Below are 21,226 nucleotides of genomic sequence, written 5' to 3'. Positions count from 1 at the left end.
ACCCGGATCCGACGGTGGTCCAGCCATGCAGGCGCCATCGATTCCTTGGCGAAACGCATCGATCGTGGCATCTTCCGCGCCATGACCCAGACCGCCGAAGACCTCACGCTCGCCGGCGAGTTTCCGCCGGCCACCCGCGAGCAGTGGCTCGCGCTCGTCGAGGGCACGCTGAAAGGCGCGCCCTTCGAGAAACGGCTCGTCTCCAAGACCTATGACGGGCTGCGCATCGAGCCGCTCTATGCCGGCGACCACGCCGCCCATCCGGTGGCGGCGCGCGCGAGCGGCGCCCCCTGGCAGGTGATGCAGCGGGTCGATCATCCCGATCCGAAGGCGGCGAACGCCGAGGCGCTGCACGACCTCGAGAACGGCGCGACCGGTTTGACGCTGGTGTTCGCCGGAAGCCTCGGCGCCCGCGGCTGGGGCATCGCCGGCGACGCCGACACGCTCGCGAAAGTTCTCGACGAGATCCGGCTCGATGCCATCGCGCTCGAGCTGCAGCTGTCGCCGCAGGCGCGCGAGGCGCCGCAGCGCCTCGCCGATCTGGTGGCGGCGCGTGGCCTGTCGCCGGCGGCGCTCGACATCCGCTTCGGCATCGATCCGATCGGCGCCATGGCGGCCTTCGGCAAGGCGCGCATCGCCTGGCCCGACATGACGAAGGAGTTCGTCGTGCGGGTGCGCGATCTCGCGGCGCGCGGCTTCAAGGGTCCGTTCGCGGTGGCCGACGGCCGCGTCGTCCACGACGCCGGCGGCTCGGAGGCGCAGGAGCTCGCCTATATGCTCGCGGTCGGGCTCGCCTATGTGCGGGCCCTCGAGGCCGACGGCATCCCGCTCGACGCGGCCCGCAAGACGGTGTTCTTCCGCATCGCCGCCGACGCCGACCAATTTCTCACGATCGCGAAAATTCGCGCCCTGCGGAAGCTGTGGGCGCGCGTGGAGACGGCGTGCGGGCTCGGCGCGTCGCACATCGTCGTCTCGGCCGAGACGGCGTGGCGGATGATGACCAAGCGCGATCCCGCCGTGAACATGCTGCGCGAGACCGTCGCGGTGTTCTCCGCCGGCGTCGGCGGCGCCGACGCGCTGACCGTGCTGCCGTGGACGGCGCCGCTCGGCCTGCCGGACCGCGCGGCGCGCCGCATCGCCCGCAACACGCAGCTGATCCTGCTGGAGGAGTCGTATCTCTCCAAGGTCGCCGATCCGGCGGCCGGGGCCGGCGGCATCGAGACCCTGACGCACGAGCTGTGCGCGACCGCCTGGGCGCTGTTCCAGGAGATCGAGGGCGCCGGCGGCATCTGGCCGGCGCTGACCGGCGGCCTCCTGCAGAAGAAGGTCGCGGGTGTTCGCGCCGCGCGTGAAAAGGCCGCCGCTGGACGGCGCGACCCGATCACCGGCGTCAGCGAGTTCCCGAACATCGCGGAAGGCGCTCCGGCCGTGCTCGACGTCGCTCCGCCCGCCGTGGCGGCGCTGCCGGCCGGCGTGAGCTTCGCGCCGCTCGCGGCGATGCGCATCGCCGAGGCGTTCGAGGCCCTGCGCGACGCCTCCGATGCGGCGCTGGCCAAGACCGGCTCGCGCCCGAAGGTGTTCCTGGCCAATCTCGGCAAGCTCGCCGGCTTCACGGCGCGCGCCACCTTCACCAAGAACTTCTTCGAGGCAGGCGGCATCCAGGCGGTGACCAACGACGGCTTCTTCGCCGACGGCAAGACGGACCTCGCCGCCCTCGCCGCCGCCTACAAGGCGTCGGGTGCGCAGCTCGCCTGCCTGTGCTCGTCGGACGACGGCTACGCGGCCGAGGCGGTCGAGGCCGCCAAGGCGCTGACCGCGGCGGGCTGCCCGCACATCTACCTCGCCGGCCGCCCCGGCGAGCGCGAGGCGGAGTTCAAGGCCGCCGGCATCGGCCACGCGATCTTCATGGGCTGCGACGTGCTCGCCACGCTCAAGGAGGCGCAGACGCTCGCCGGGACCACGGCGGCCTGAGACGAGGTGGACGGCACGCCGTGCGGAGCAAGTCTCCGCACGGGCGTGCCGAACGCCGTGACGGGGTCTTCGACCGAACGACGCGACCGTAGAGACGCGACGGAACGACGCGACAGAACGACCCTCGCCCGCGACACGGGCGGGCATACTCTGATGAGGACATGGCGGCCGGCGGGTCGCATCTCGCACGAGGCTCGAACATGACGAGGATTCCGGATTTCGCCACGGTCGCGTTCGCCGACACCGCCGATCCGCCCGCTCCGGCCGGAACCGGAGCGAGCCCTTGGGTGACGCCGGAAGGCATCGCCGTGAAGCCGGCCTACGGCGCCGGCGATCTCGCCGGGCTCGACTTCCTGGACACCTATCCGGGCGCCCCGCCGTTCCTGCGCGGCCCCTACCCGGCCATGTACGTGACGCAGCCGTGGACGGTGCGCCAGTACGCCGGCTTCTCGACCGCCGAGGATTCGAACGCCTTCTACCGCCGCAACCTCGCGGCCGGCCAGAAGGGCCTCTCGGTCGCCTTCGACCTCGCGACGCACCGCGGCTACGACTCGGATCATCCGCGCGTGTCGGGCGACGTCGGCATGGCCGGCGTGGCGATCGATTCCATCTACGACATGCGCACGCTGTTCTCCGGCATCCCGCTCGACCAGATGAGCGTGTCGATGACCATGAACGGCGCCGTGCTGCCGATCATGGCGCTCTACATCGTCGCCGCCGAGGAGCAGGGCGTGCCGCCGCAAAAGCTCGCCGGCACGATTCAGAACGACATCCTCAAAGAGTTCATGGTGCGGAACACCTACATCTATCCGCCCCTGCCCTCGATGCGGATCATCTCCGACATCTTCTCGTTCACCTCGCAGAACATGCCGAAGTTCAACTCGATCTCGATCTCCGGCTATCACATGCAGGAGGCGGGCGCGACGCAGGACCTCGAGCTCGCCTACACGCTGGCCGACGGCGTCGAGTATGTGCGGGCCGGCATCGCGGCCGGGCTGACGATCGACAAGTTCGCCCCGCGCCTGTCGTTCTTCTGGGCGATCGGCATGAACTTCTTCATGGAGGTGGCGAAGCTGCGCGCCGCGCGCCTCCTGTGGGCGAAGCTGATCAAGCCGTTCGACCCGAAGGATCCGCGCTCGCTCAGCTTGCGCACCCACTCGCAGACCTCGGGCTGGTCGCTCACCGCGCAGGACGTCTACAACAACGTGGTGCGCACCGCGATCGAGGCGATGGCGGCGACGCAGGGGCACACCCAGTCGCTGCACACCAACGCGCTCGACGAGGCCCTCGCCCTGCCGACCGACTTCTCCGCGCGCATCGCCCGCAACACCCAGCTGTTCCTGCAGCAGGAGAGCGGCACCTGCCGGATCGCCGATCCGTGGGGCGGCTCGTTCTATGTCGAGCGGCTCACCTACGAGCTCGCCAAGACCGCCTGGGGCCACATCCAGGAGATCGAGGAGCTCGGCGGCATGGCCAAGGCCATCGAGGCCGGCATCCCGAAGCTGCGCATCGAGGAGGCCTCCGCCAAGACGCAGGCCCGCATCGACTCCGGCGTGCAGTCGGTGATCGGCGTCAACAAGTACAAGCCGGAGAACGAGGCGGCGATCGACGTCCTCAAGGTCGACAACTCGGCCGTCCGCACCATGCAGATCGAGAAGCTCGAGCGGCTGCGCAAGGAGCGCGACCCGAAGGCCGTGGAAGCCGCGCTCGACGCGCTGACTCACGCCGCCGCCGACCCGGCCAAGGGCAATCTGCTGGCGCTCGCCATCGACGCCGCGCGGAAGAAGGCGACGGTCGGCGAGATCTCGCTGGCCCTGGAGAAGGTGTTCGGGCGGCATCGCGCCGAGATCCGGGCGATCTCGGGCGTCTACAAGCGGGAGGCCGGCGCGATGTCGCAAGGGATCGATCGGGTGCAGAAGCTGGTCGCCCAGTTCGAGCGCGACGAGGGCCGGCGGCCCCGCATCCTGGTGGCGAAGGTCGGCCAGGATGGCCACGACCGCGGCCAGAAGGTGATCGCCTCGGCCTTCGCGGATCTCGGCTTCGACGTCGACATCGGCCCCTTGTTCGCGACGCCCGGCGAGGCGGCCCGCCAGGCCGTGGAGAACGACGTCCACATCGTCGGCGTCTCGTCACTCGCCGCCGGCCATCTGACGCTGGTGCCGGAGCTGAAGGCGGCGCTCGCGGCGGAGGGCCGGCCCGACATCATGATCGTGGTCGGCGGCGTCATCCCGCCGCAGGACTGGGATGCCCTGAAGGCGTCGGGCGCCGAGGCCATCTTCCCCCCCGGCACCGTGATCGCCGATGCGGCCATCGAGCTGGTCAAGAAGCTCAACCAGCGCCTCGGCCACGCCCGCGAAGCGGCGGAGTAGCGTTTCTCCGGTCATCCCGGGGCGCGGATGAAGCCCGTGCGCCCGGGATGATGCTCGTTCTGCCAGCGCCCCCGAAATCTCGAGCCGTCATCCCGAGGTGCCCGGCGAAGCCGGGCCTCGAAGGATGCGGCCCCGGCACGGGCCGTCGCCCTTCGAGGCTCGGGCGTTGCCCGAGCGCCTCAGGGTGACGGGAAGAGGCGTCAGGCGCAGGTTGCTGAACCCGCCTCTCGTCTCGCGAGACCAACCTGTGGCGTCCAGCCCGGTCGAAGGGCTGGCCGGCTCGTTCACAGGTGCCCCCGCATGACCTCGCGCTCCGCCTCCTCGCGCTCCGTGTCCTCGCGCCCGATGCCGTCGCGCTTCGCCCGGCCCGTCTCGGAGCGCCGCGGGCGCCGGCTCGCCCGCGAGCTGAAGGCCCTCTACGTCATGCGGGACCACATGCGCACCCGCGACATCGTGTGGGCCGTGCTGGCCATCCCGCTGCTCGCGCTCGTGTGCCTCCTGGTCGGCGCGAAGCTGCACTGGCTGACCGACCACCCGCTGATCGGGATCGGCGGCGCGCTCGCCGCCGGTGCGATCATCTTCGCGATCGGCCGGCGCTGGCTCGTGCTGGCCGCCCTGATCGTGGGCGGGCTCCTGCTGATCCTGCTGGAGGACATGCCCGACATCGGCGACCTCGGCTCCGGCGGCGAGGATCGCAAGGAGGCGCGGCGGCGCAAGCTCGAGCGCGCCATTGCCAAGCGCGAGGCCTTGCTGCAGACGAACGGCACCCTGACGCTCTGATCCGGACCCCGCGATGCACCTCCCCCGCACTGCCGCCGCAGCCGCCGCCGCGCTGCTGATCGCGCTCGCACCCGCCGCCGCCGACACGGTGATGTCGGCCAAGACCAAGTATCTCGACCTGAAGGTCGAGGTCGACGGCGCGCTCAAGAGCACGCCCGGCCTGTTCGAGAACCTCGCCGCCGAAGGCAAGACATGGGGCGCGGCGAACCGCCGCGACGCCGACAAGGCATGGAAGCAGGATCCGTCCGACTTCTCCGACGGGCGGAGCTGGGGCTTCGAGCGCGAGTATTCGCTGTTCTCGACCACCGGCCGCTATGTCGGCGTGCTGCGCCGCGACTACGCGTTCACGGGCGGCGCCCATCCGAACACCGTCGTCGACACCATCCTGTGGGACTCGCAGGCCAAGAAGCAGGTGAGCATCCGGCCGTTCTTCACCGAGACGGCCGACGGCGGCCCGACCATGCGGGCTCTGGCGAAACTCATCCGCGACGCGGTGGCGAAGGAGAAGAAGGCGCGCGACGTCGAGGTCGCCGCCGATCCGGCCAAGGACGAGTGGCTGAAGGAGATCACCCCGTCGCTCCTCAAGCTCGGGCCGCTGGTGCTGGCGCCGTCGAACGAGCCCGGCAAGAGCGGCGGGCTGTCGGTGCATTTCTCGCCCTACGCGGTCGGCCCTTATGCCGAGGGGCTCTACACGGTGGTGGTCCCGTGGCGCGCCTTCGCCCAGTATCTCTCGCCCGAGGGCCGCGCCGTGTTCGGCGGCGAGCCGCCACCGCCGAAGAAGGAGGATTGAGGGCGGCTCACCCCATGTCGGCGATACGGAACGTGAAGCCCGGGATGGCGACGCAGGCGAGCGTCGTCTCGGCCGGATGCGTCACGACCGAGGACCAGCCGTCGCCCACCGGCTCCTTGTGCACGATCGTCAGCCGCTCGGTCGCGTCGATCACCCAGTATTCACGAATGCCGTGACGGGCATAGAGCCGCGCCTTGACCTTACGGTCGTAGGCCGTGCTGGTGACGGCGACCTCGATCAGCAACAGCACGTCCTCCGCACGCGGCTGGGCGAAGCTCTTCGGGTCGGCGTCGTAGACGGACTGCGAGATCACGCACAGATCCGGCTCGACGAGAATATCGCGGGCGAGCTGTACCGTGGCCTCGATCCCGACATAGAGCCCCGGTGCGACGGCCCGCGCCAATGCGAGAGTGAGCGCGTTCTTGACCCGGTCGTGCGCGACGCTCTTCGCCTGCATCGGGACGATCTCCCCCTCGATCAGCTCGAACTTTTCCTCCTCGCCGATCAGGCCGACGTCGATCATGCGGCGGATGTCGTCCACCGTGAAGGCGCGGCGGGGGAAACCTTCGGCACCACGGGTGACGGCGACGGTCGTGGTAGCGACGCTCATGGGCGAGCCCTCGTTCGAGGATCTCAATATAGGCCGGCCGGTGCGCCGCGGCGAGCCGACGGCGCCGGCATCAATGCGCCGTGCTGCGCGGACGGCGGCGCTCCAGGAGCTCGCGGAACCACGGCTCGCCGCGCACCGCGGCGAGATCCTCGTCGGCGGCGACATGCTCGGCCGGCGGCAGCGTGGCGGCGCGCTCGGCCGCCTCCAGAGCGTCGCGGCAGTCCTCGGCGCGGCCACGCAGCGCCGCGATGCAGGCGAACGTGTAGGTCTCGTCCGGCACCAGGGCGAGGGCGGCGCGACAGGCCTGCTCGGCGCGGTCGAGCACGGCGTCGGCCGCGTCGAGATCGTCGGCGCGATGCGCGAGCCCGATCAGCGCGGCCACCCGATCGCACATCACGTCGTAGCGACGCGGATGGACGCGCAGCGCCTGCGCGAACACGGCGTCGGCGAGGCCGTGGAGGCGCTCGGCCTCGTCCGGATCGTCGCAGGCCGCCGCCCGGGCGACGAGATCGCCGGCCCAGACGGCGAGCGCGTCGCTGCGGTCCGGCTGCCGGTGCGCGGCCTCGGCGAAGCGGTCGTCGGCGAGATCGAACAGCCGCTCGGCCTCGGCCGGCGTCTCGGTCCGGCGCGCCAGGGCCGCGCTCACGGTCGCCCAGGCCAGCATCGCCTCGGCCGACGGCGGGCCGAGCGTGGTGGCGACCGCCAGCTTGACGTCGGCCTCGTCGAGGAGGCGGCGCGCCGCCGCCGGATCAGCGATCCGGGCGGCGCGCTCGGCGAGCGTCCGCGCCGCGTCGACCAGCGCCGGCGCGAGGTCGCCGGCGGCTCGCGGCACCCCGGCGGAGGCCTCGTCGGCGCCGCGCCCGGCGGCCGCCCTACGCTCCGTCATCGGGTGTGATTCCGGGATTTCCGGCGGTGTCGCCGTGACGTCGACGGGGGCCGCCGGCGTGGCGTCAGGCACGGGCATGTCGTGGTGTGTCGCCACGGCCGCCGATGGTTCGGGCACGGCCAAAGCCGAAACCGGCGCTGCCGCGGGGGCGGTTCCTGCTGCTGGTGCGGAGGCCTCCGGCACGCCACTCGCGTGCCGGCGCGGCGGTCCGATCGTCGGCGCCTCGGCGGGACGGCGCGCCCGCGCGATCGGGCTGTCGCCCCAGCTGCGCGGATCGCCGGCCCGCACCTCGCGGCCGGCGCGGCGGCGGACCGGATGCGGCTCGTCGCGCGTCTCGGACGGCTCCGCCGACCGCCGGTCCGCGACGGACCGATCGGCGGCATCCGCCCATCCGGAACGATCGTCCATCGTCGCGCCTCGTCGGCTGCACCCGCCGCCGCGATGCGAACGCGGCGGTACGACATGACCTCGCCACGAACGCTAGCATCGACGCGGGGCGACGGACAACGCGCGGCGGCGCGACGGGTCGCCGGCCCGATCAACAAACGGAGAGTCCATCGTGACGACGGCTCCCCTCACCGGTGGCGAGGAGAGCCGCGATCATACCGACGAGCTAAAGCGCCTAGCGCGCATCCACCACGGCGCGATGATCGACGATCTCGCGGGCGTGGCGGACCACCGTGTCGGCGACGATGGCGTGGCCCTCGGCGGTCGGATGGAAGGCGCCGGAATAGAGCGCCGCATAGGCCGGCTGGAGGACGTCGAACGGCGAGATGCCCTCGGCATGCGTGTTGGCGGTGAGGAAGGCGTCGTTGGGGCTGTGGATCAGCCGCCAGCGCTTGCCGTAGGGGAGCGCCGCCGCCGGCGAGTAGGGCTTGAAGTCGTCGATCGACAACGCGAGGCGCGGCATCGCCATGTTGACCTGATCGACCAGCGCGCGTTGCGGATCGCGGGCGCAGACGCCGCGCCTGGCGAACAGATTCGTGTGCTCGGTGACGAAGCGGAAGCCGGTGCCGGCACCGGTGGCGAGCCGCGGGCAGCCGGGCCGCTTGCGCGCGTCGGCGATGCACTCCTGGCGGGCGCGCAGCTCGCGGGTGAAGTCGGAGACCTGCTGGACGCGCGCCGTGCTGAACTGCAGCTTCGGATGCACGTCGAGGCCGAGCGTCGGCTGGGTGCCGCAGACCCGGCCGGTCTCGTCGTACTCCACCGGCTCGTAGGCGTTGTGCAGCACGGTCGAGGGATCGACGCCGAAGCCGTCCGTCAGCGCGTCCTTGAGCGCCTTCATGCGGCGGTCGAGCACGTCCAGATAGACGCGGGCGACCGACGGCTCGAAGCGCAGCGTGTGGCTCACCAGCCCGGCGATCGGCGCGAGATCGGCGGCGCTCTCGGTGATGCCGTAGGCAACCAGCGCGCCGAAGCCGACGTCGTTGCCGCCGATCGAGAGCAGCACCAGGTCGATCGGCCGCTTGCGGCTCTCCGGCGGGCACCAGAACTTGGTGAAGGCCTGCGACTGGACCGAGGTGGAGCCCGAGCGGTAGACGGGCAGCGTGTAGGTGACGTCGCGCGAGCGCGGCGCGCCCGGCCGGCAGATCAGCTCGGTGAGCTGGTCGAGCTGCGGCACGACACTCTTCTGGGCGTTGGGGCCGGTGGTCTGCTCGCGCGGCTCGCGCGGGCCGAACAGGCCCTCGACCGTGTCGGAGCCCGAGCAGGCGAGGCTGACGAAGCTGACGGCGCGGTGGCGGTCCTCCAGGGCGAGCTGGATGCCGACCCGGAACGGGTAGCCGTACTGCGAGCGGTGGCAGTCGGCCGACAGCCACTGGGCGCGGCGCCTGTCGAAGGCGGCCTGGAACTCCGGCGAGGTCGGCCGGAATACCAGTCCCTTCTCCTCGTCCTCCATGAGGCGCTTGGGCAGCGACTTCGGGTTCACCCCGTCGGGCGCCGAGGCGACACTGTAGGTCGGCATCCGCATCGAGCGGGTGGCAACGTCGTCGCGGGTGTTGACCGGGTCGTAGACCATCTCGCGCCCGGCGCTGAACACCACGGGGCGGTCCGGATTGCTCTCGCCCGAGGCGAAGCTGTCGCCCATCGCGACGACCAGCACGTCCTCGACGATCACGTTGGCGTCGGTGAGCTCGCGGCCGTCCGGCAGCGTGACGGAAACCACGGCGCCCGAGGCCGCCCGGCTGGTCGAGTACGGCACCCGCTTGATGACGAATGGCTTGGCGCAGGCCTGCCGCACCGTCTCGCCGGCGCCGCCGCGGCGCGGCTTCCAGGTCCAGGTGCAGTCGCCGGCGACCGGCGCGGCGCCGGTTGCGGCTCCGGCGGCCGGCTGGAGCTGCGCGGGCGCGATCCGCACCACCACCGTGTGGGCGTCCGGCAGGATGGTGTCCTCCTTGGCCTTGCCCCAGGAGTACTGCCGCTCGCAGACGGTCGGATAGCGCCGCGGCCGCGCGTCGCGGTCGTAGCAGGTCATGTCGAGCGTCTGAGCGGCCCAGCCGAGGCGGCTCTTCTCGTAGTTGCGGCCGGCCGTGGCGGCGCAGGACATCGGGGTGGAGGGATCGCGGCAGTCGGGATCGTTGAGCTTGCGCTCGGTGCGCCAGACGATGTTGCCGGGGATCGGGTCGGCCGGATTGCCGCGCACGCCTTTGTAGGCTCGCTCGTGCAGGTCGAAGGCGGCGGTCCGCTTGAAGAACCGGAACGGGCTCTCGACCTCCCAGATCAGGTCGGCGGCCTGCGCGGCACCGACCGGCGCCGTCATCGCGACGCCGACCGCGACCACCGACAGGGCGACGATCGACGTCGGCCGCGTCAGCTTCTTGGAGCGCATCAAGGCTTTGGAGCGCATGAGTGTCCCCCCTCCGGCGCCAGTTTCTCCAATGATATCGGTTTGGTCGCCACGTGGGAGAGGAAAGTTCAATCGTCGTTAACCACGCCTTTAAACCATTGATTAACCATCAGCTTCCCCGCGGCATGACGGGCCTTCGGGCAGCCCTGCCGCGTCGGCGGGCAGCCGAGTTATGCCCCATTATTGCGAAGTGCGAAACAGGGGGCCGGATCGCCACCGCCGCACGCGCATGGCGCGGTCGAGCCGGCGGGCGTTCCTCCCCGGGCCGTCCTGCTCTACACACAGGGGAGAGAGCGAGAGGAATCCCATGAGTCCGCGCCCTGCCCTCGTCCCGTCGGTGTCCGACATCGACCGTCTCGTCGCCGGAGTGCGGGCGGGCGAGCGCGCCCTGCTGGCGCGCGCCATCACGCTCGCCGAATCGAAACGCGCCGACCATCAGCAGGCCGCCCGCACGCTGGTGCAGGAGCTCCTGCCGGCGACCGGCCAGGCGATGCGGGTCGGCATCACCGGGGCGCCCGGGGTCGGCAAGTCGACCACCATCGACGCGCTCGGCAGCCACCTCACCGGGCTCGGCCACCGGGTCGCCGTGCTGGCGGTCGATCCCTCCTCGGCTCGCACCGGCGGCTCGATTCTCGGCGACAAGACCCGGATGGCGCAGCTCTCCGCCGATCCGAACGCCTTCATTCGCCCGTCCCCCTCGGCCGGCACGCTCGGCGGCGTCGCGGCGAAGACGCGCGAGACCATGCTGATCTGCGAGGCGGCCGGCTACGACGTGATCCTGGTCGAGACCGTCGGCATCGGCCAGTCGGAGACCGCGGTCGCCGACATGACGGACATGTTCCTGGCCCTGATGCTGCCGGGCGCCGGCGACGAGCTGCAGGGCATCAAGAAGGGCTTGGTCGAGCTCGCCGACATGATCGCGGTCAACAAGGCCGACGGCGACAACCTCGCCCGCGCCCGCGCCGCGGCCGCGGAGTACCGAGCGGCCCTGCACATCCTGTCGCCGCGCTCGCCGAACTGGCAGGTGCCGGTCGTCACCTACTCGGCCTACACAGGCGACGGCCTCGCAGCGCTGTGGACCAAGGTGGTCGAGCACCGCGACACCATGACCAAGACCGGCGAGCTCGCCGCGCGACGGCGCGACCAGCAGGTCAAATGGATGTGGTCGATGGTCGAGGACCGCGTGCACGGCCGCATCGCCTCCGACCCGACGCTGACCGCGAAGCTGCCCGAGATCGAGGCCGAGGTCGCCGACGGCCGCCTGTCTCCGGCCGTCGCCGTGGACCAGATTTTCGCCGCGCTGAAGTGGTGAGGACGACGGCGAAGGACAGAATCACAGGCAGGTCCCGACCTCACCCGGGCCACCGGCCTGCTCCCTCTCCCGGCGGGGAGAGGGCTGGGGTGAGGGGGTGCCGACGCCGATTGGATCCTCTATAGGGCGGCCCCCCTCACCCGGGCTTCGCGCCTTCGGCGCGAACCCCGACCTCTCCCCGCTGGGGAGAGGTGAAGCAGAGCGGCGCATCCTGCGTCTCCATCCCGGATTGTGAATCACGGAGCATGACCACCCTCCTGATCACCGGCTTCGGCCGCTTTCCCGGAGCGCCGTCGAACCCCACCGCGGCGATCGTGCGGGATCTGATCAGACGGCGGCGGCCGGCGCTCGCCGGGCATCGTCTCGTCGGCCATGTGTTCGAGACGCGGTGGGATGCGGTCGATCACGATCTGCCGATGCTGCTCGGCCGAGAGCGCCCCGAGGTCGTGGTGCTGCTCGGCGTCGCGACGCGGGCCGACCGGGTGCGGCTCGAGCTTTTCGCACGCAACCGCCGGACCATTCTTTTCCCGGACGCCGGCGGCACCCGCAACGACGTGATCAGGATCGCGCCCGGCGCCCCGTTCTTCCGGCCCGGACGATTTCCGGCGCCCCGCCTCGCCGCGGCGCTGCGGCAGGGCGGCCTCGTACCGGCGCTGTCGCGCAACGCCGGCGGCTATCTGTGCAATTATGCGTATTGGCGCGCCCTGGACGCCGCGCAGGTGCCAGGGGGGCCGAGGCTCGTCGTGTTCGTGCACGTGCCGCCGCTGCATCGGCTGCGTGACGGAGGCATGTCTCCGTCGCCCCCGTCACGACATCAGGGCGGCCGGCTCGTCACTGCCCACGACCGTCTCGTCACCGGATTGGAGCACCTTCTCGTCGCCGCCGTGGCACGCCTTTAGGTCGCTTCACGCCGGGATCAAGAGCCGCGAAGGCCGGCCTTTCGCCGCGCGAAACGGCGGAACCGGGCTCTGTCGGCGCCGTTACCCAGGCATCAGCGAACGGAGGTACCGCATGAACTGGGATCGCATCGAAGGCAACTGGAAGCAGGTCAAGGGCACGGTCAAGGAGAAGTGGGGCAAGCTCACCGACGACGACCTCACCACCATCGACGGCAAGCGCGACCAGCTCGAGGGCAAGCTCCAGGATCGGTACGGCTACACCCGCGACCAGGTGAAGAAGGACGTCGACGACTGGCTGCGCAGCAGCTCGTGATCGGCGATCATCGGTCGCGAATTGCAGGATCAGCTCTCGCCCCAGATCAGATCTCGCGCAAGAGCTGATAACGACTGATACGAGAACCGCTCGTCCCCGCGAAGACGGGGACCCAGGGGCCACGTGTTCACGGCCTTGTATTACGGCTCCTGGATTCCCGCTTCCGCGGGAATGAGCGGAGACCGGGGCGGCTTCAGTTCAGCTTGCCTGGAGGCCCGGAGTTCTTGCTCGCAATTCTGCTCGTCTCGACGCCCGGGGCCCTTACCCCGGGCGTTCGCCGTCGGCCCTGGCCTGCCGGCGGGTGGCTCCCCATGTATGATGCCGCCCCATGACCGAGCCGCCCGCCCTGTCCTCCCCCGCACCGTCCTCGACCGACGCCTCGCCGGAGAGGCCCCGGTCGCGTCGCCGCCGCATCATGATCCTCGCTATCCTCGCCGTCTTCCTGCTGCCGCTCGCCGTGCGGGCGGCGCTCCATGCCGCCGGCGCCGCGCCGAAGAGCTGGCGGGACGCCGACTGGTCGAGCATCGGCAGCCTGCCACCCGCCGCGGCGCACCCGGACGCGCGGGTGCTGGTGCTGAGCGGCCAGACCGGCGGCTGGAAGGGCGTCGTCGCCGTGCACAGCTGGGTCGTCGTGAAGGAACAGGGCGCGAGGAACTGGTCGCGCTTCGATGTCGTCGGCTGGGGCAACCCGGTGCGGCTGAACGGCTGGGCGCCGGACGGCCGCTGGTACGGCAACCCGCCGATCGTCGTCGCCGACGTCTCGGGGGAAGCTGCCGAGGCTCTGATCCCGCGCATCCGCGAGGCCGTGCGCACCTATCAATGGGCGAATGCGGGCGATTACCGGGTGTGGCCCGGCCCGAACAGCAACACGTTCGTGGCCAGCGTGCTGCGTGCCGTCCCCGAGCTCGGCGTCGCCCTGCCGGCGAACGCGATCGGCCGTGACTTTCGCCCCGGCCCCTATGTCGGGACGAGCGACAGCGGCACCGGCGTCGAGGCGAGCGCCTTCGGGGTGATCGGGGTGAAGGCCGGCTGGGTGGAAGGCGTCGAGCTGAATCTGCTCGGCCTCGTGGCCGGACTCGACCTGCGGCGCCCGGCCCTGAAGCTGCCCGGCTGGGGCCGCATCGGCCTCGATCCGGTTCCCGACGCCGTGGCGGCCGGCCGCTGATACGGCATCGTCCCACGCCGCGGCGCGCGTGACGGGCGGACGACTAAGTAATCGCACCAAGACGCTTCGGGCCGTTCCGGCACGCGATAGTGCACGACGCTCGAACCGCCACGATCCCGCGTTGTGCCGTGTGTCCTGATCCCGATCCGCGTTCGACGACACCCCTGCCCGCACGAGCGGCGCGAGGCGTGCCATGACGATGGTGATGGCCCGCTGCCCTTATCGGGATCAGCCCGTCTCGACCGGGATCGAGATCGACGCCGACACCTTCGCGGCCATGCCCGAAAGCCTCGTCCTGGCGCGCTGCCCGCTGTGCGGGCTCGAGCATGTCTGGTGGAAGTCCGAGACGTGGCTCGAAACGGCCGGTCACGCCAGCCCGGTCGACACCCCGGACGGCTGATCGACACCGCTCGCCTGACTCAGCATCGCGGCGGGCATCGCGTCGATCGTGTCGGAGGTTTCGTCGCTGGGCGGCTCCGCGGGAAGGTCCGAGTCCGCTGCGACGATGCGGATCTCCGGCGCGGCGGTCGGCGGTGCGCCGGACGGCGCCGGCGCGGGCTCGTCCCACAGCGCCACCGCGGCAGCCCACAGCTCGACCTCGCGGACGGCCTCGCGGGTGCGGGCGAGGAAATCCTGCTCGTCGAAGTAGCGCCGCCAGCGTCCGGACTTGTAGAGCTCGACCAGATGGGCACGGCGCCGCTCGGCCAGCTCGAGGCCCTTGCGGCTGGTCGCGGCCGAGACGGCACGCGGGATCGTCGGGGGCATGGGGTGTCGCCCGTTTCTCGGTGAGATCCTTAGGGTGGAACTCGCGTACAGGAAGGCGACCGAATCAGCGACGCGCCGCAGTGACGACTTTATTGCGGTACCTCGATCACCCACCATCGTAGTTTCCACAATGATGATGCGTGCGTGTGACTCTCGTGCAAACGAGCAACACTCGCGCACGAGATCCGGGCGCGAGTGAATCGGCTCAACCTGAAATGATCAGATCGTCATGACGGACGCGGAGCGCATGACGCAGCGCAGCATGACGCAGCGCCGAATGCCCTTCGCGCGCGGCGAAGCGATCGGCCGACGAGCGTGACAGCCGAGACCGAGCTGATCAGCTCGCAAGTGCAGCGCGCATCGCCATGTCCGACGCCCACGGAGCGTCGCGGCGCTCGCATCGATGCAGCCATTACCCCGGCAGTATCACTGCGACTTGGCGACGAAGCCGACCACCGCCGTCTCGGCCTGCAGTGCGGCGATCGCGCGGCCGATCTCCGCCTCGTCGAGGGCCTGGTCGGAGAGGCGCAGCTTGAACAGCCCGCCCGGCTTGGGCCCGTCGACGATCGCCACCCGGCGCGTCTCCAGCAGGCGGGTGACGTCGGCGGCGCTCGCCTGCGGCTGGAAGCGGATCAGCGCGAACGTGCCGGTCGCCTCGGCGGCCGGGCCTTCGGAGCCGTCGTAGGAGGCCATCTCGAGCTTGCCGCTCTCCTGCGGGGCGAGGCTGAGCCCGGCGATGACGCTCGCCTGCACGACGATCACGAGCGCGGCGGCCGCTCCGGCCCAGGCCAGGGTGCGGGGCGACAGCGCGTCGAGAACGCCGCTCAGTCGACCGAGAAACCCGGCGGCCCGCGTCCGGCGGGCAGGCCCCTCCTCCGCCGCGATGGCGGCGAGAACGCGGTCCATGGCGCGCGCCGACGGCGCCCCGAGGCTCTCGTTGAGGTGGACGGTCTCGGCCATCTCCTCGCAGACCAGCTCGAAGCGCTGCGCCAGCTCGGGATCGCGCGCCAGCGCCTGCTCGACGGCCTCGGCCTCCTCGCGCGAGAGCGTGCCGGCGGCGTGCCACGGCAGCATCTCTTCGAGCGCGGCGCGGTCGAGACCTCGTTTGTCCGTCGTCATCATGGCCAACCTCGCTCGACCCCGGCCGCCTTCAGCAGCTCGCCCAGCTTCTTGCGCGCATAGAACATGCGAGTCTTCACGGTGTTCTCCGGGATGCCGACGATGCCCGCCACGTCCTCCACCGACCTCTCGTGGTAGTAGACGAGGTCGATGATCTCCCGGTGCTCCGGGCTCAGCGACTGGAGACACTTCCGCAAAACCGCACCCTTGTCCTTCTTCTGCACGGCGACCTCGGGATCGTCCGAGGGATCCTCGATCGCCGATGCCGCCTCGTCGTCGAGCTCCTCGTCGCTCTTGCGCCGGATCGCCGACAACGCCTTGAACCGCGCGATCGCGAGGAGCCACGTCGAGACGGCACTGCGGCCTTCGAACCGGCCGGCCTGCCGCCACACGTCGAGGAACACCTCGCTGATCAAATCCTCCGCCACCGACTGGTGACCGACGATCCGCAACACGAACCGGTAGACCCGCACGTGGTGACGGGAGAACAGCACCTGCATGGCGAGCCGGTCGCCGTCGGCGATCCGAGCGATCAGGTCGTCGTCCGAAGTCTTTGAATCGGCTTTCAACGGTCGGCTCGTGAGGGTAGTCGCGTGGAAAATGGCACGGGTTCAAACTCGTCGGGCATGGATCGAGGTCGTCGCGTCGATCGCGCCCGGGTGCGGCAGATGTGCAACACTGGGGCCTCGCTGGCTAGGCGAAATTGGTGCCATCTCAGCGTGGTGCATCCTATCCATGGGTCGGTTCGATCTCCGCCGCACCGGCACGGCCGGCGCCCGCATCGGCGCGGCGCCGCCAACCCGGCCGGGCGGTATCGAGAAACGACCGATCAGCCGGCATGCCCGTGTCACAACTCTAGCATGACGAGCCGATTCCCGGATGACGCGGCACGCCGGCTTTCAGGCGTCCGAAGCGACGGCATAACAGAGATTTATAAAGAACCATCGGTCGCCTATGGCGTCCGAGACAACACGGCGGGGGAGCGATGGGTGAGTATGGGATCGGCCAGCCGGTGCGGCGGGAGGAGGACCCCTATCTGCTGCGCGGGCAGGGCCGCTATGTCGGCGACGTGGCGCTGCCCGGCGAGCTGCGCGCCGTGGTGGTCCGCTCCCCCCACGCCCATGCCGAGCTCGTCACGGTCGACACCGAGGCGGCCCGGGCCATGCCGGGGGTCGTATTGATCCTGACCGGCCGGGACGCCGCCACGGCGGCGCTCGGCACCCAGCGCCCTCACACCCGGCGAACCCGGCGGGACGGGTCGCCCGCCTTCGTCACGCCGCAGCCGATGCTGGCGACCGACCGGGTCCGCCATGTCGGCGAGGCCGTCGCGCTCGTCGTCGCCGAGACCCTGAACCAGGCCAAGGACGCCGCCGAGGCGGTGGCGGTGGAGTACGCCCCCTTGCCGGCGGTGCCGACGCTGGCCGACGCCATCGCGCCCGGCGCGCTCGCGGTCCACGACGGCTGCCCCGGCAACGACGCCTTCTTCCATGCGCTCGGCGACGCGGCCGCGACCGAGCGGGCGATCGCCGGCGCCGCCCGGGTGGTCAAGCGGCGGCTGACGATCAGCCGGGTGCTGGCCAATCCGATGGAGCCGCGCGGCTGCCTCGCCGAGCCCGACCCGCGCGGCGGCCGCCTGACGCTCCGCTGCACCACCCAGGCACCCCACACGCTGCGCCGGATCCTCGCCGGCGAGATCCTGCGCATGCCGGAGGCGCGCCTGCGGGTGATCTCGGAGAATGTCGGCGGCGGCTTCGGGGCGCGCGGCCAGGTCGCCCCCGAATACGCGCTCGCCTGCCTGGCGGCGAAGCTGACCGGCCGGCCGGTGCGCTGGACCGCCGACCGCAGCGAGACGTTCCTGTCCGACGAGCACCACCGCGACAACATCACGGATGCCGAGATCGCCCTCGACGCCGACGGGCGCGTCCTGGCGCTGCGGGTGAAGACCTTCGCCAATCTCGGCGCCTATTACGGCGCCGACCGCACCGCCGGCCCGCCGATCAACAATCTCGGCGTGCTCGCCGGCACCTATGTGATCCCGGCCATGCGGGTCGAGGTGACGGGCGTGCTGTCCAACACGATGATCACGGGCCCCTATCGCGGCGCCGGCCGGCCCGAGGCGGCCTATGTGATCGAGACCATGATGGACGCCGCGGCACGCGCGCTCGGCCTCGACCCGGTGGAGCTGCGCCGCCGCAACACGATTCCCGCCGACGCGATGCCGTTCGAGACGGCGCTGGTCTACACCTACGACTGCGGCGACTTCGGCAAGAACATCTCCGATGCCCTCGCGCTGGCGAATGCGGACGGCTTCGAACAGCGGCTCACGGACTCCCGGGCGCGTGGAAAGCTGCGCGGGATCGGCGTGTCGAGCACCGTGGAGGCGTCGAACGGCGGGCTGATCGAGCACGCCGATATCCGCTTCGACCCGGGCGGCTCCGTCACGGTGTCGGTCGGAACGCACGATCACGGTCAGGGCCACCAGACGACGTTCCGCCAGATCGTCGCCGACCGGCTCGGCCTGCCGGCCGACCAGATCGAGTTCCGCTACGGCGACACCGCCGAGGTCGACATCGGCACCGGCACGTTCGGCTCGCGCTCGACCGTCACGGCCGGCAGCGCCATCGTGGCCGCCGCCGACAAGATCATCGCCAAGGCGACCCTGATCGCCGCCGCGCTCCTGGAGGCCGATCCGGCCGACATCGCGTTCGCCGACGGCCGCTTCACGGTGGCCGGCACCGACCGGGGCCTCGAGCTCGCCGCGGTGGCGCGCGCCTCGTTCACGCCGGCGAAGCTGCCGAAGGGCGTCGATCCCGGACTGTTCGAATCCCACACCTCGGACGGCGGCGTGCGGACCTATCCGAACGGCTGTCACGTCGCCGAGGTGGAGATCGACCGGGACACCGGCGTCGTGACGCTCGCCCGTTACGCCGCCGTCGACGACGTCGGGCGGATGATCAATCCGCTGCTGGTGGAAGGCCAGATCCACGGCGGCATCGCGCAGGGCGCCGGCCAGGCCCTGATGGAGGGGATCGTCTACGACCCGAGCGGCCAGCTCGTCACCGGCGCTTTCACCGACTATGCGATGCCGCGCGCCTCCGACTTCCCGCCGATCCTGCTCGGCGAGAACGAGGTGCCGACCAGGACAAATCCGCTCGGCGTCAAGGGCGCCGGCGAGTCCGGCACGGTCGGTGCACTGTCGGCGATCGCCAGCGCGGTCGCCGACGCGCTCTCGCGCATCGGCGCCGAACCCGTGACGATGCCGGCGACCCCTGAAAAAGTCTGGCGAGCCATACGTGACGCTGCGTCATAGCGGCTCCCCGTCACAATCCACTCCGGATCAGTGCTTATTGAATTGTCTTGGTTTTTGGCTCTGATGTGAGATGCCGTGACGGCCGGAGGGAATCGACGAGGCCGCGGCCTTATGTTGTAGTCGCTCCGGACGCGGTCGCGGGGTGATGTGAGTGAAGGCCGCGTGCGATCCTGGACGGACGACACGGCGTCTTCCATCAGGCAGCGATCACGAAGGGGGCGGGCAATGGCGCTCGACGAGGAACTACGGTCGACTCTCGCGAAGCGGCGCGGGAAGGTCATGGCCGCCGGCGGCGCCAAGAAGACCGACGAGCGCCACGCCAAGGGGCTGATGACGGCGCGTGAGCGCCTCGCCGGCCTGCTCCAGGACGGCACCTTCCAGGAATACGGCGCCCACGCCAAGCACGCCTGCACGGCCTTCGGCATGGGCGAGGTCGAGATCCCGGCGGACGGCGTCGTCGTCGGCACCGGCTACGTGGCCGGCCGCCAGATCGCCGCGTTCAGCCAGGACTTCACGGTCGTCGGCGGCACGCTCGGCAAGATGCACGGCCAGAAGATCGTGTGGGCCATGGACTACGCCGAGAAGAACGGCGTGCCGCTGGTCGGCTTCAAGGATTCGGGCGGCGCCCGCATCCAGGAGGGCATCGACGCGCTCTCCGGCTACGGCGAGGTGTTCTACCGCAACGTGGTGCTCTCCGGCGTGGTGCCGCAGATCGCCATCATCGCCGGCCCCTGCGCCGGCGGCGCCTCCTACTCGCCCGCGCTGATGGACTTCATCATCATGACGCGGCAGAACGCCCAGATGTTCATCACCGGCCCGCAGGTGATCAAGTCGGTGTCGGGCCGCGACGTGAGCATGGACGACGTCGGCGGCGCCGAGATGCACGCCGCGGTGAGCGGCAACGTCCATCTGCTCGCCGACGACGACGCGCATGCGATCGAGCTGACCCGCAAGCTCCTGTCGTTCTTCCCGAGCAACAACACCGAGGACCCGCCGCACGCGCCGACTCCGGAGCTCGACCTCGAGCCCGATTCCGGCATGGACGCGCTGGTGCGCTCCGACGCCTCCGACCCGATGGACATGCACGCCATCGTGCGGCGCGTGCTCGACGACGGCGACCTGTTCGAGATCCACGCGCAGTTCGCGAAGAACCTGATCGTCGGTTTCGGGCGCGTGCAGGGCATCATCGTCGGTGTGCTCGCCAACAACTCGATGGAGAAGGCCGGCTGCCTCGACATCGACTCCTCCGACAAGGGCGCGCGCTTCATCCGCTTCTGCAACGCCTTCAACATTCCGATCGTGACCTTCGTCGACGTGCCCGGCTTCCTGCCCGGCATCGACCAGGAGCGCGGCGGCATCATCCGGCACGGCGCCAAGATGCTGTTCGCCTATTCCAGCGCGACCGTGCCGAAGATCACCATCGTGACCCGCAAGGCCTATGGCGGGTCGTATCTGGCGATGTGCAGCCAGGAGATGGGCGCCGACGTGGTGTTCGCCTGGCCGACCGCGCAGATCGCCGTGATGGGCGGCGAGGGCGCCGTCAACATCCTGTACAGCAAGGAGCTGAAGGCGATCGAGGACGCCGGCGCCAAGAAGAAGAAGCGCAAGGAGTTCGTCGAGCTGTACAGGAACGAGTTCGCCTCGCCCTATCTCGCCGCCTCCAAGGGCTACATCACCGACATCATCGAGCCGGAGATGACCCGGGCCACGGTCTCGCTGTCGCTGCGCAAGCTCCTGACGAAGCGCGAGCTGCGGCCGGCCAAGAAGCACGGGCTCATTCCGCTGTAATGCAGCCTCCAGACAGGAACGCACGGACCGCCATGACGCTCAGAATCGGAGTCCACCGACCATGACTCAGGAGATGGGAGGCCTTCTCCTCCAGCTCTACGGCTCCTTCCTGGTGAGCGCCGTGGTCGCCGCCCTGACGGCGATCGTCACGGTGAGGATCATGACGCGCCGCCAGCCGGACGCGGCGACGACGGCCCCGGCTTCGGCCGCGGCCGCGGTGCCCGCCGCGACGTCGGGCCATGCCGGCCCGGTGCTCGGCCCCGGCGTCGGAGCCGACGATCTCGCCGTGATCGCCGCGATCGCG

General features: G+C 70.6%; 18 protein-coding genes. 12 read left to right on the top strand and 6 right to left on the bottom strand.

Features of this window, described 5'->3' with window-relative positions; genetic code table 11:
- Positions 1 to 81: 81 nt before the first annotated feature.
- The 4 genes from ABTU92_RS23490 (at position 82) to ABTU92_RS23475 (ending at position 5,910) form a co-directional block, all read left to right on the top strand.
- Positions 82 to 1,971 carry a methylmalonyl-CoA mutase family protein gene (locus tag ABTU92_RS23490; RefSeq protein WP_408094059.1) on the top strand — a complete coding sequence of 630 codons (1,890 nt, stop codon included), beginning with the start codon at positions 82 to 84 and terminating at the stop codon, positions 1,969 to 1,971.
- 200 nt (positions 1,972 to 2,171) lie between these two features.
- Entirely contained in the window at positions 2,172 to 4,340 is a 2,169-nt protein-coding gene (gene scpA / locus ABTU92_RS23485; RefSeq protein ID WP_408094044.1) for a methylmalonyl-CoA mutase, read from the top strand.
- Between the two features lie 300 nt (positions 4,341 to 4,640).
- Positions 4,641 to 5,120: a hypothetical protein gene (locus ABTU92_RS23480; protein WP_408094043.1), complete on the top strand. Its 480-nt coding sequence runs from the start codon at positions 4,641 to 4,643 to the stop codon at positions 5,118 to 5,120.
- A gap of 13 nt (positions 5,121 to 5,133) precedes the next feature.
- Positions 5,134 to 5,910 (top strand): DUF3298 domain-containing protein, encoded by a 777-nt coding sequence (locus ABTU92_RS23475; protein WP_408094042.1) that lies wholly within the window; start codon positions 5,134 to 5,136, stop codon positions 5,908 to 5,910.
- Between the two features lie 7 nt (positions 5,911 to 5,917).
- Here the strand turns inward: ABTU92_RS23475 and ABTU92_RS23470 are convergent, their stop codons facing one another.
- The 3 genes from ABTU92_RS23470 to ABTU92_RS23460 all read right to left on the bottom strand — a co-directional run bounded on the left by ABTU92_RS23470 (position 5,918) and on the right by ABTU92_RS23460 (position 10,251).
- Complete coding sequence (locus ABTU92_RS23470; protein WP_408094041.1) at positions 5,918 to 6,520, bottom strand: Uma2 family endonuclease; 603 nt, start codon at positions 6,518 to 6,520, stop codon at positions 5,918 to 5,920.
- Between the two features lie 70 nt (positions 6,521 to 6,590).
- Positions 6,591 to 7,406 carry a hypothetical protein gene (locus ABTU92_RS23465; protein ID WP_408094040.1) on the bottom strand — a complete coding sequence of 272 codons (816 nt, stop codon included), beginning with the start codon at positions 7,404 to 7,406 and terminating at the stop codon, positions 6,591 to 6,593.
- A 622-nt stretch (positions 7,407 to 8,028) separates the two neighbouring features.
- Entirely contained in the window at positions 8,029 to 10,251 is a 2,223-nt protein-coding gene (locus tag ABTU92_RS23460) for a hypothetical protein (protein WP_408094039.1), read from the bottom strand.
- Positions 10,252 to 10,558: 307 nt separating this feature from the next.
- Here ABTU92_RS23460 and meaB point away from each other — a divergent pair, with 307 nt between their 5' ends.
- From meaB to ABTU92_RS23435, 5 genes are all read left to right on the top strand, one after another.
- Positions 10,559 to 11,563 (top strand): methylmalonyl Co-A mutase-associated GTPase MeaB, encoded by a 1,005-nt coding sequence (meaB, locus tag ABTU92_RS23455; protein ID WP_408094038.1) that lies wholly within the window; start codon positions 10,559 to 10,561, stop codon positions 11,561 to 11,563.
- Positions 11,564 to 11,808: 245 nt separating this feature from the next.
- Positions 11,809 to 12,462: a pyroglutamyl-peptidase I gene (locus ABTU92_RS23450; RefSeq protein ID WP_408094037.1), complete on the top strand. Its 654-nt coding sequence runs from the start codon at positions 11,809 to 11,811 to the stop codon at positions 12,460 to 12,462.
- 112 nt (positions 12,463 to 12,574) lie between these two features.
- Entirely contained in the window at positions 12,575 to 12,775 is a 201-nt protein-coding gene (locus ABTU92_RS23445) for a CsbD family protein (RefSeq protein ID WP_111357395.1), read from the top strand.
- 415 nt (positions 12,776 to 13,190) lie between these two features.
- Entirely contained in the window at positions 13,191 to 13,940 is a 750-nt protein-coding gene (locus ABTU92_RS23440; RefSeq protein WP_408094036.1) for a DUF3750 domain-containing protein, read from the top strand.
- 193 nt (positions 13,941 to 14,133) lie between these two features.
- Positions 14,134 to 14,340: a hypothetical protein gene (locus tag ABTU92_RS23435; RefSeq protein ID WP_408094035.1), complete on the top strand. Its 207-nt coding sequence runs from the start codon at positions 14,134 to 14,136 to the stop codon at positions 14,338 to 14,340.
- Here the strand turns inward: ABTU92_RS23435 and ABTU92_RS23430 are convergent.
- The 3 genes from ABTU92_RS23430 to ABTU92_RS23420 all read right to left on the bottom strand — a co-directional run bounded on the left by ABTU92_RS23430 (position 14,307) and on the right by ABTU92_RS23420 (position 16,393).
- On the bottom strand, positions 14,307 to 14,705 hold the full coding sequence (locus tag ABTU92_RS23430) for a TIGR03809 family protein (protein WP_408094034.1): 399 nt from the start codon (positions 14,703 to 14,705) through the stop codon (positions 14,307 to 14,309). The genes ABTU92_RS23435 and ABTU92_RS23430 overlap by 34 nt on opposite strands.
- A gap of 426 nt (positions 14,706 to 15,131) precedes the next feature.
- Positions 15,132 to 15,827: a hypothetical protein gene (locus tag ABTU92_RS23425; protein ID WP_408094033.1), complete on the bottom strand. Its 696-nt coding sequence runs from the start codon at positions 15,825 to 15,827 to the stop codon at positions 15,132 to 15,134.
- Positions 15,824 to 16,393, bottom strand: a complete 570-nt coding sequence (locus tag ABTU92_RS23420; protein WP_408094032.1) for a sigma-70 family RNA polymerase sigma factor — start codon at positions 16,391 to 16,393, stop codon at positions 15,824 to 15,826. The genes ABTU92_RS23425 and ABTU92_RS23420 overlap by 4 nt, the downstream gene beginning before the upstream one ends.
- 416 nt (positions 16,394 to 16,809) lie before the next feature.
- Between ABTU92_RS23420 and ABTU92_RS23415 the strand changes: the two genes are divergently transcribed.
- The 3 genes from ABTU92_RS23415 to ABTU92_RS23405 all read left to right on the top strand — a co-directional run.
- The gene (locus tag ABTU92_RS23415; protein WP_408094031.1) at positions 16,810 to 19,134 is read left to right on the top strand and encodes a xanthine dehydrogenase family protein molybdopterin-binding subunit; all 2,325 of its coding nucleotides are present in this window, start codon (positions 16,810 to 16,812) and stop codon (positions 19,132 to 19,134) included.
- A 225-nt stretch (positions 19,135 to 19,359) separates the two neighbouring features.
- A complete protein-coding gene (locus tag ABTU92_RS23410) occupies positions 19,360 to 20,922 on the top strand; it encodes an acyl-CoA carboxylase subunit beta (protein WP_408094030.1) in 1,563 nt (520 codons plus the stop codon).
- A 61-nt stretch (positions 20,923 to 20,983) separates the two neighbouring features.
- Positions 20,984 to 21,226: hypothetical protein (locus ABTU92_RS23405; protein ID WP_408094029.1), on the top strand; the 243-nt coding region annotated here is incomplete at its 3' end.

It is taken from the genome of Rhodoplanes sp. SY1 (assembly GCF_046000175.1).
In the GTDB taxonomy this organism is placed as follows: domain Bacteria; phylum Pseudomonadota; class Alphaproteobacteria; order Rhizobiales; family Xanthobacteraceae; genus Rhodoplanes.
The sequence above is the reverse complement of the archived record's forward strand: the minus strand, read 5'-3'. Positions and strand labels throughout refer to the sequence as shown.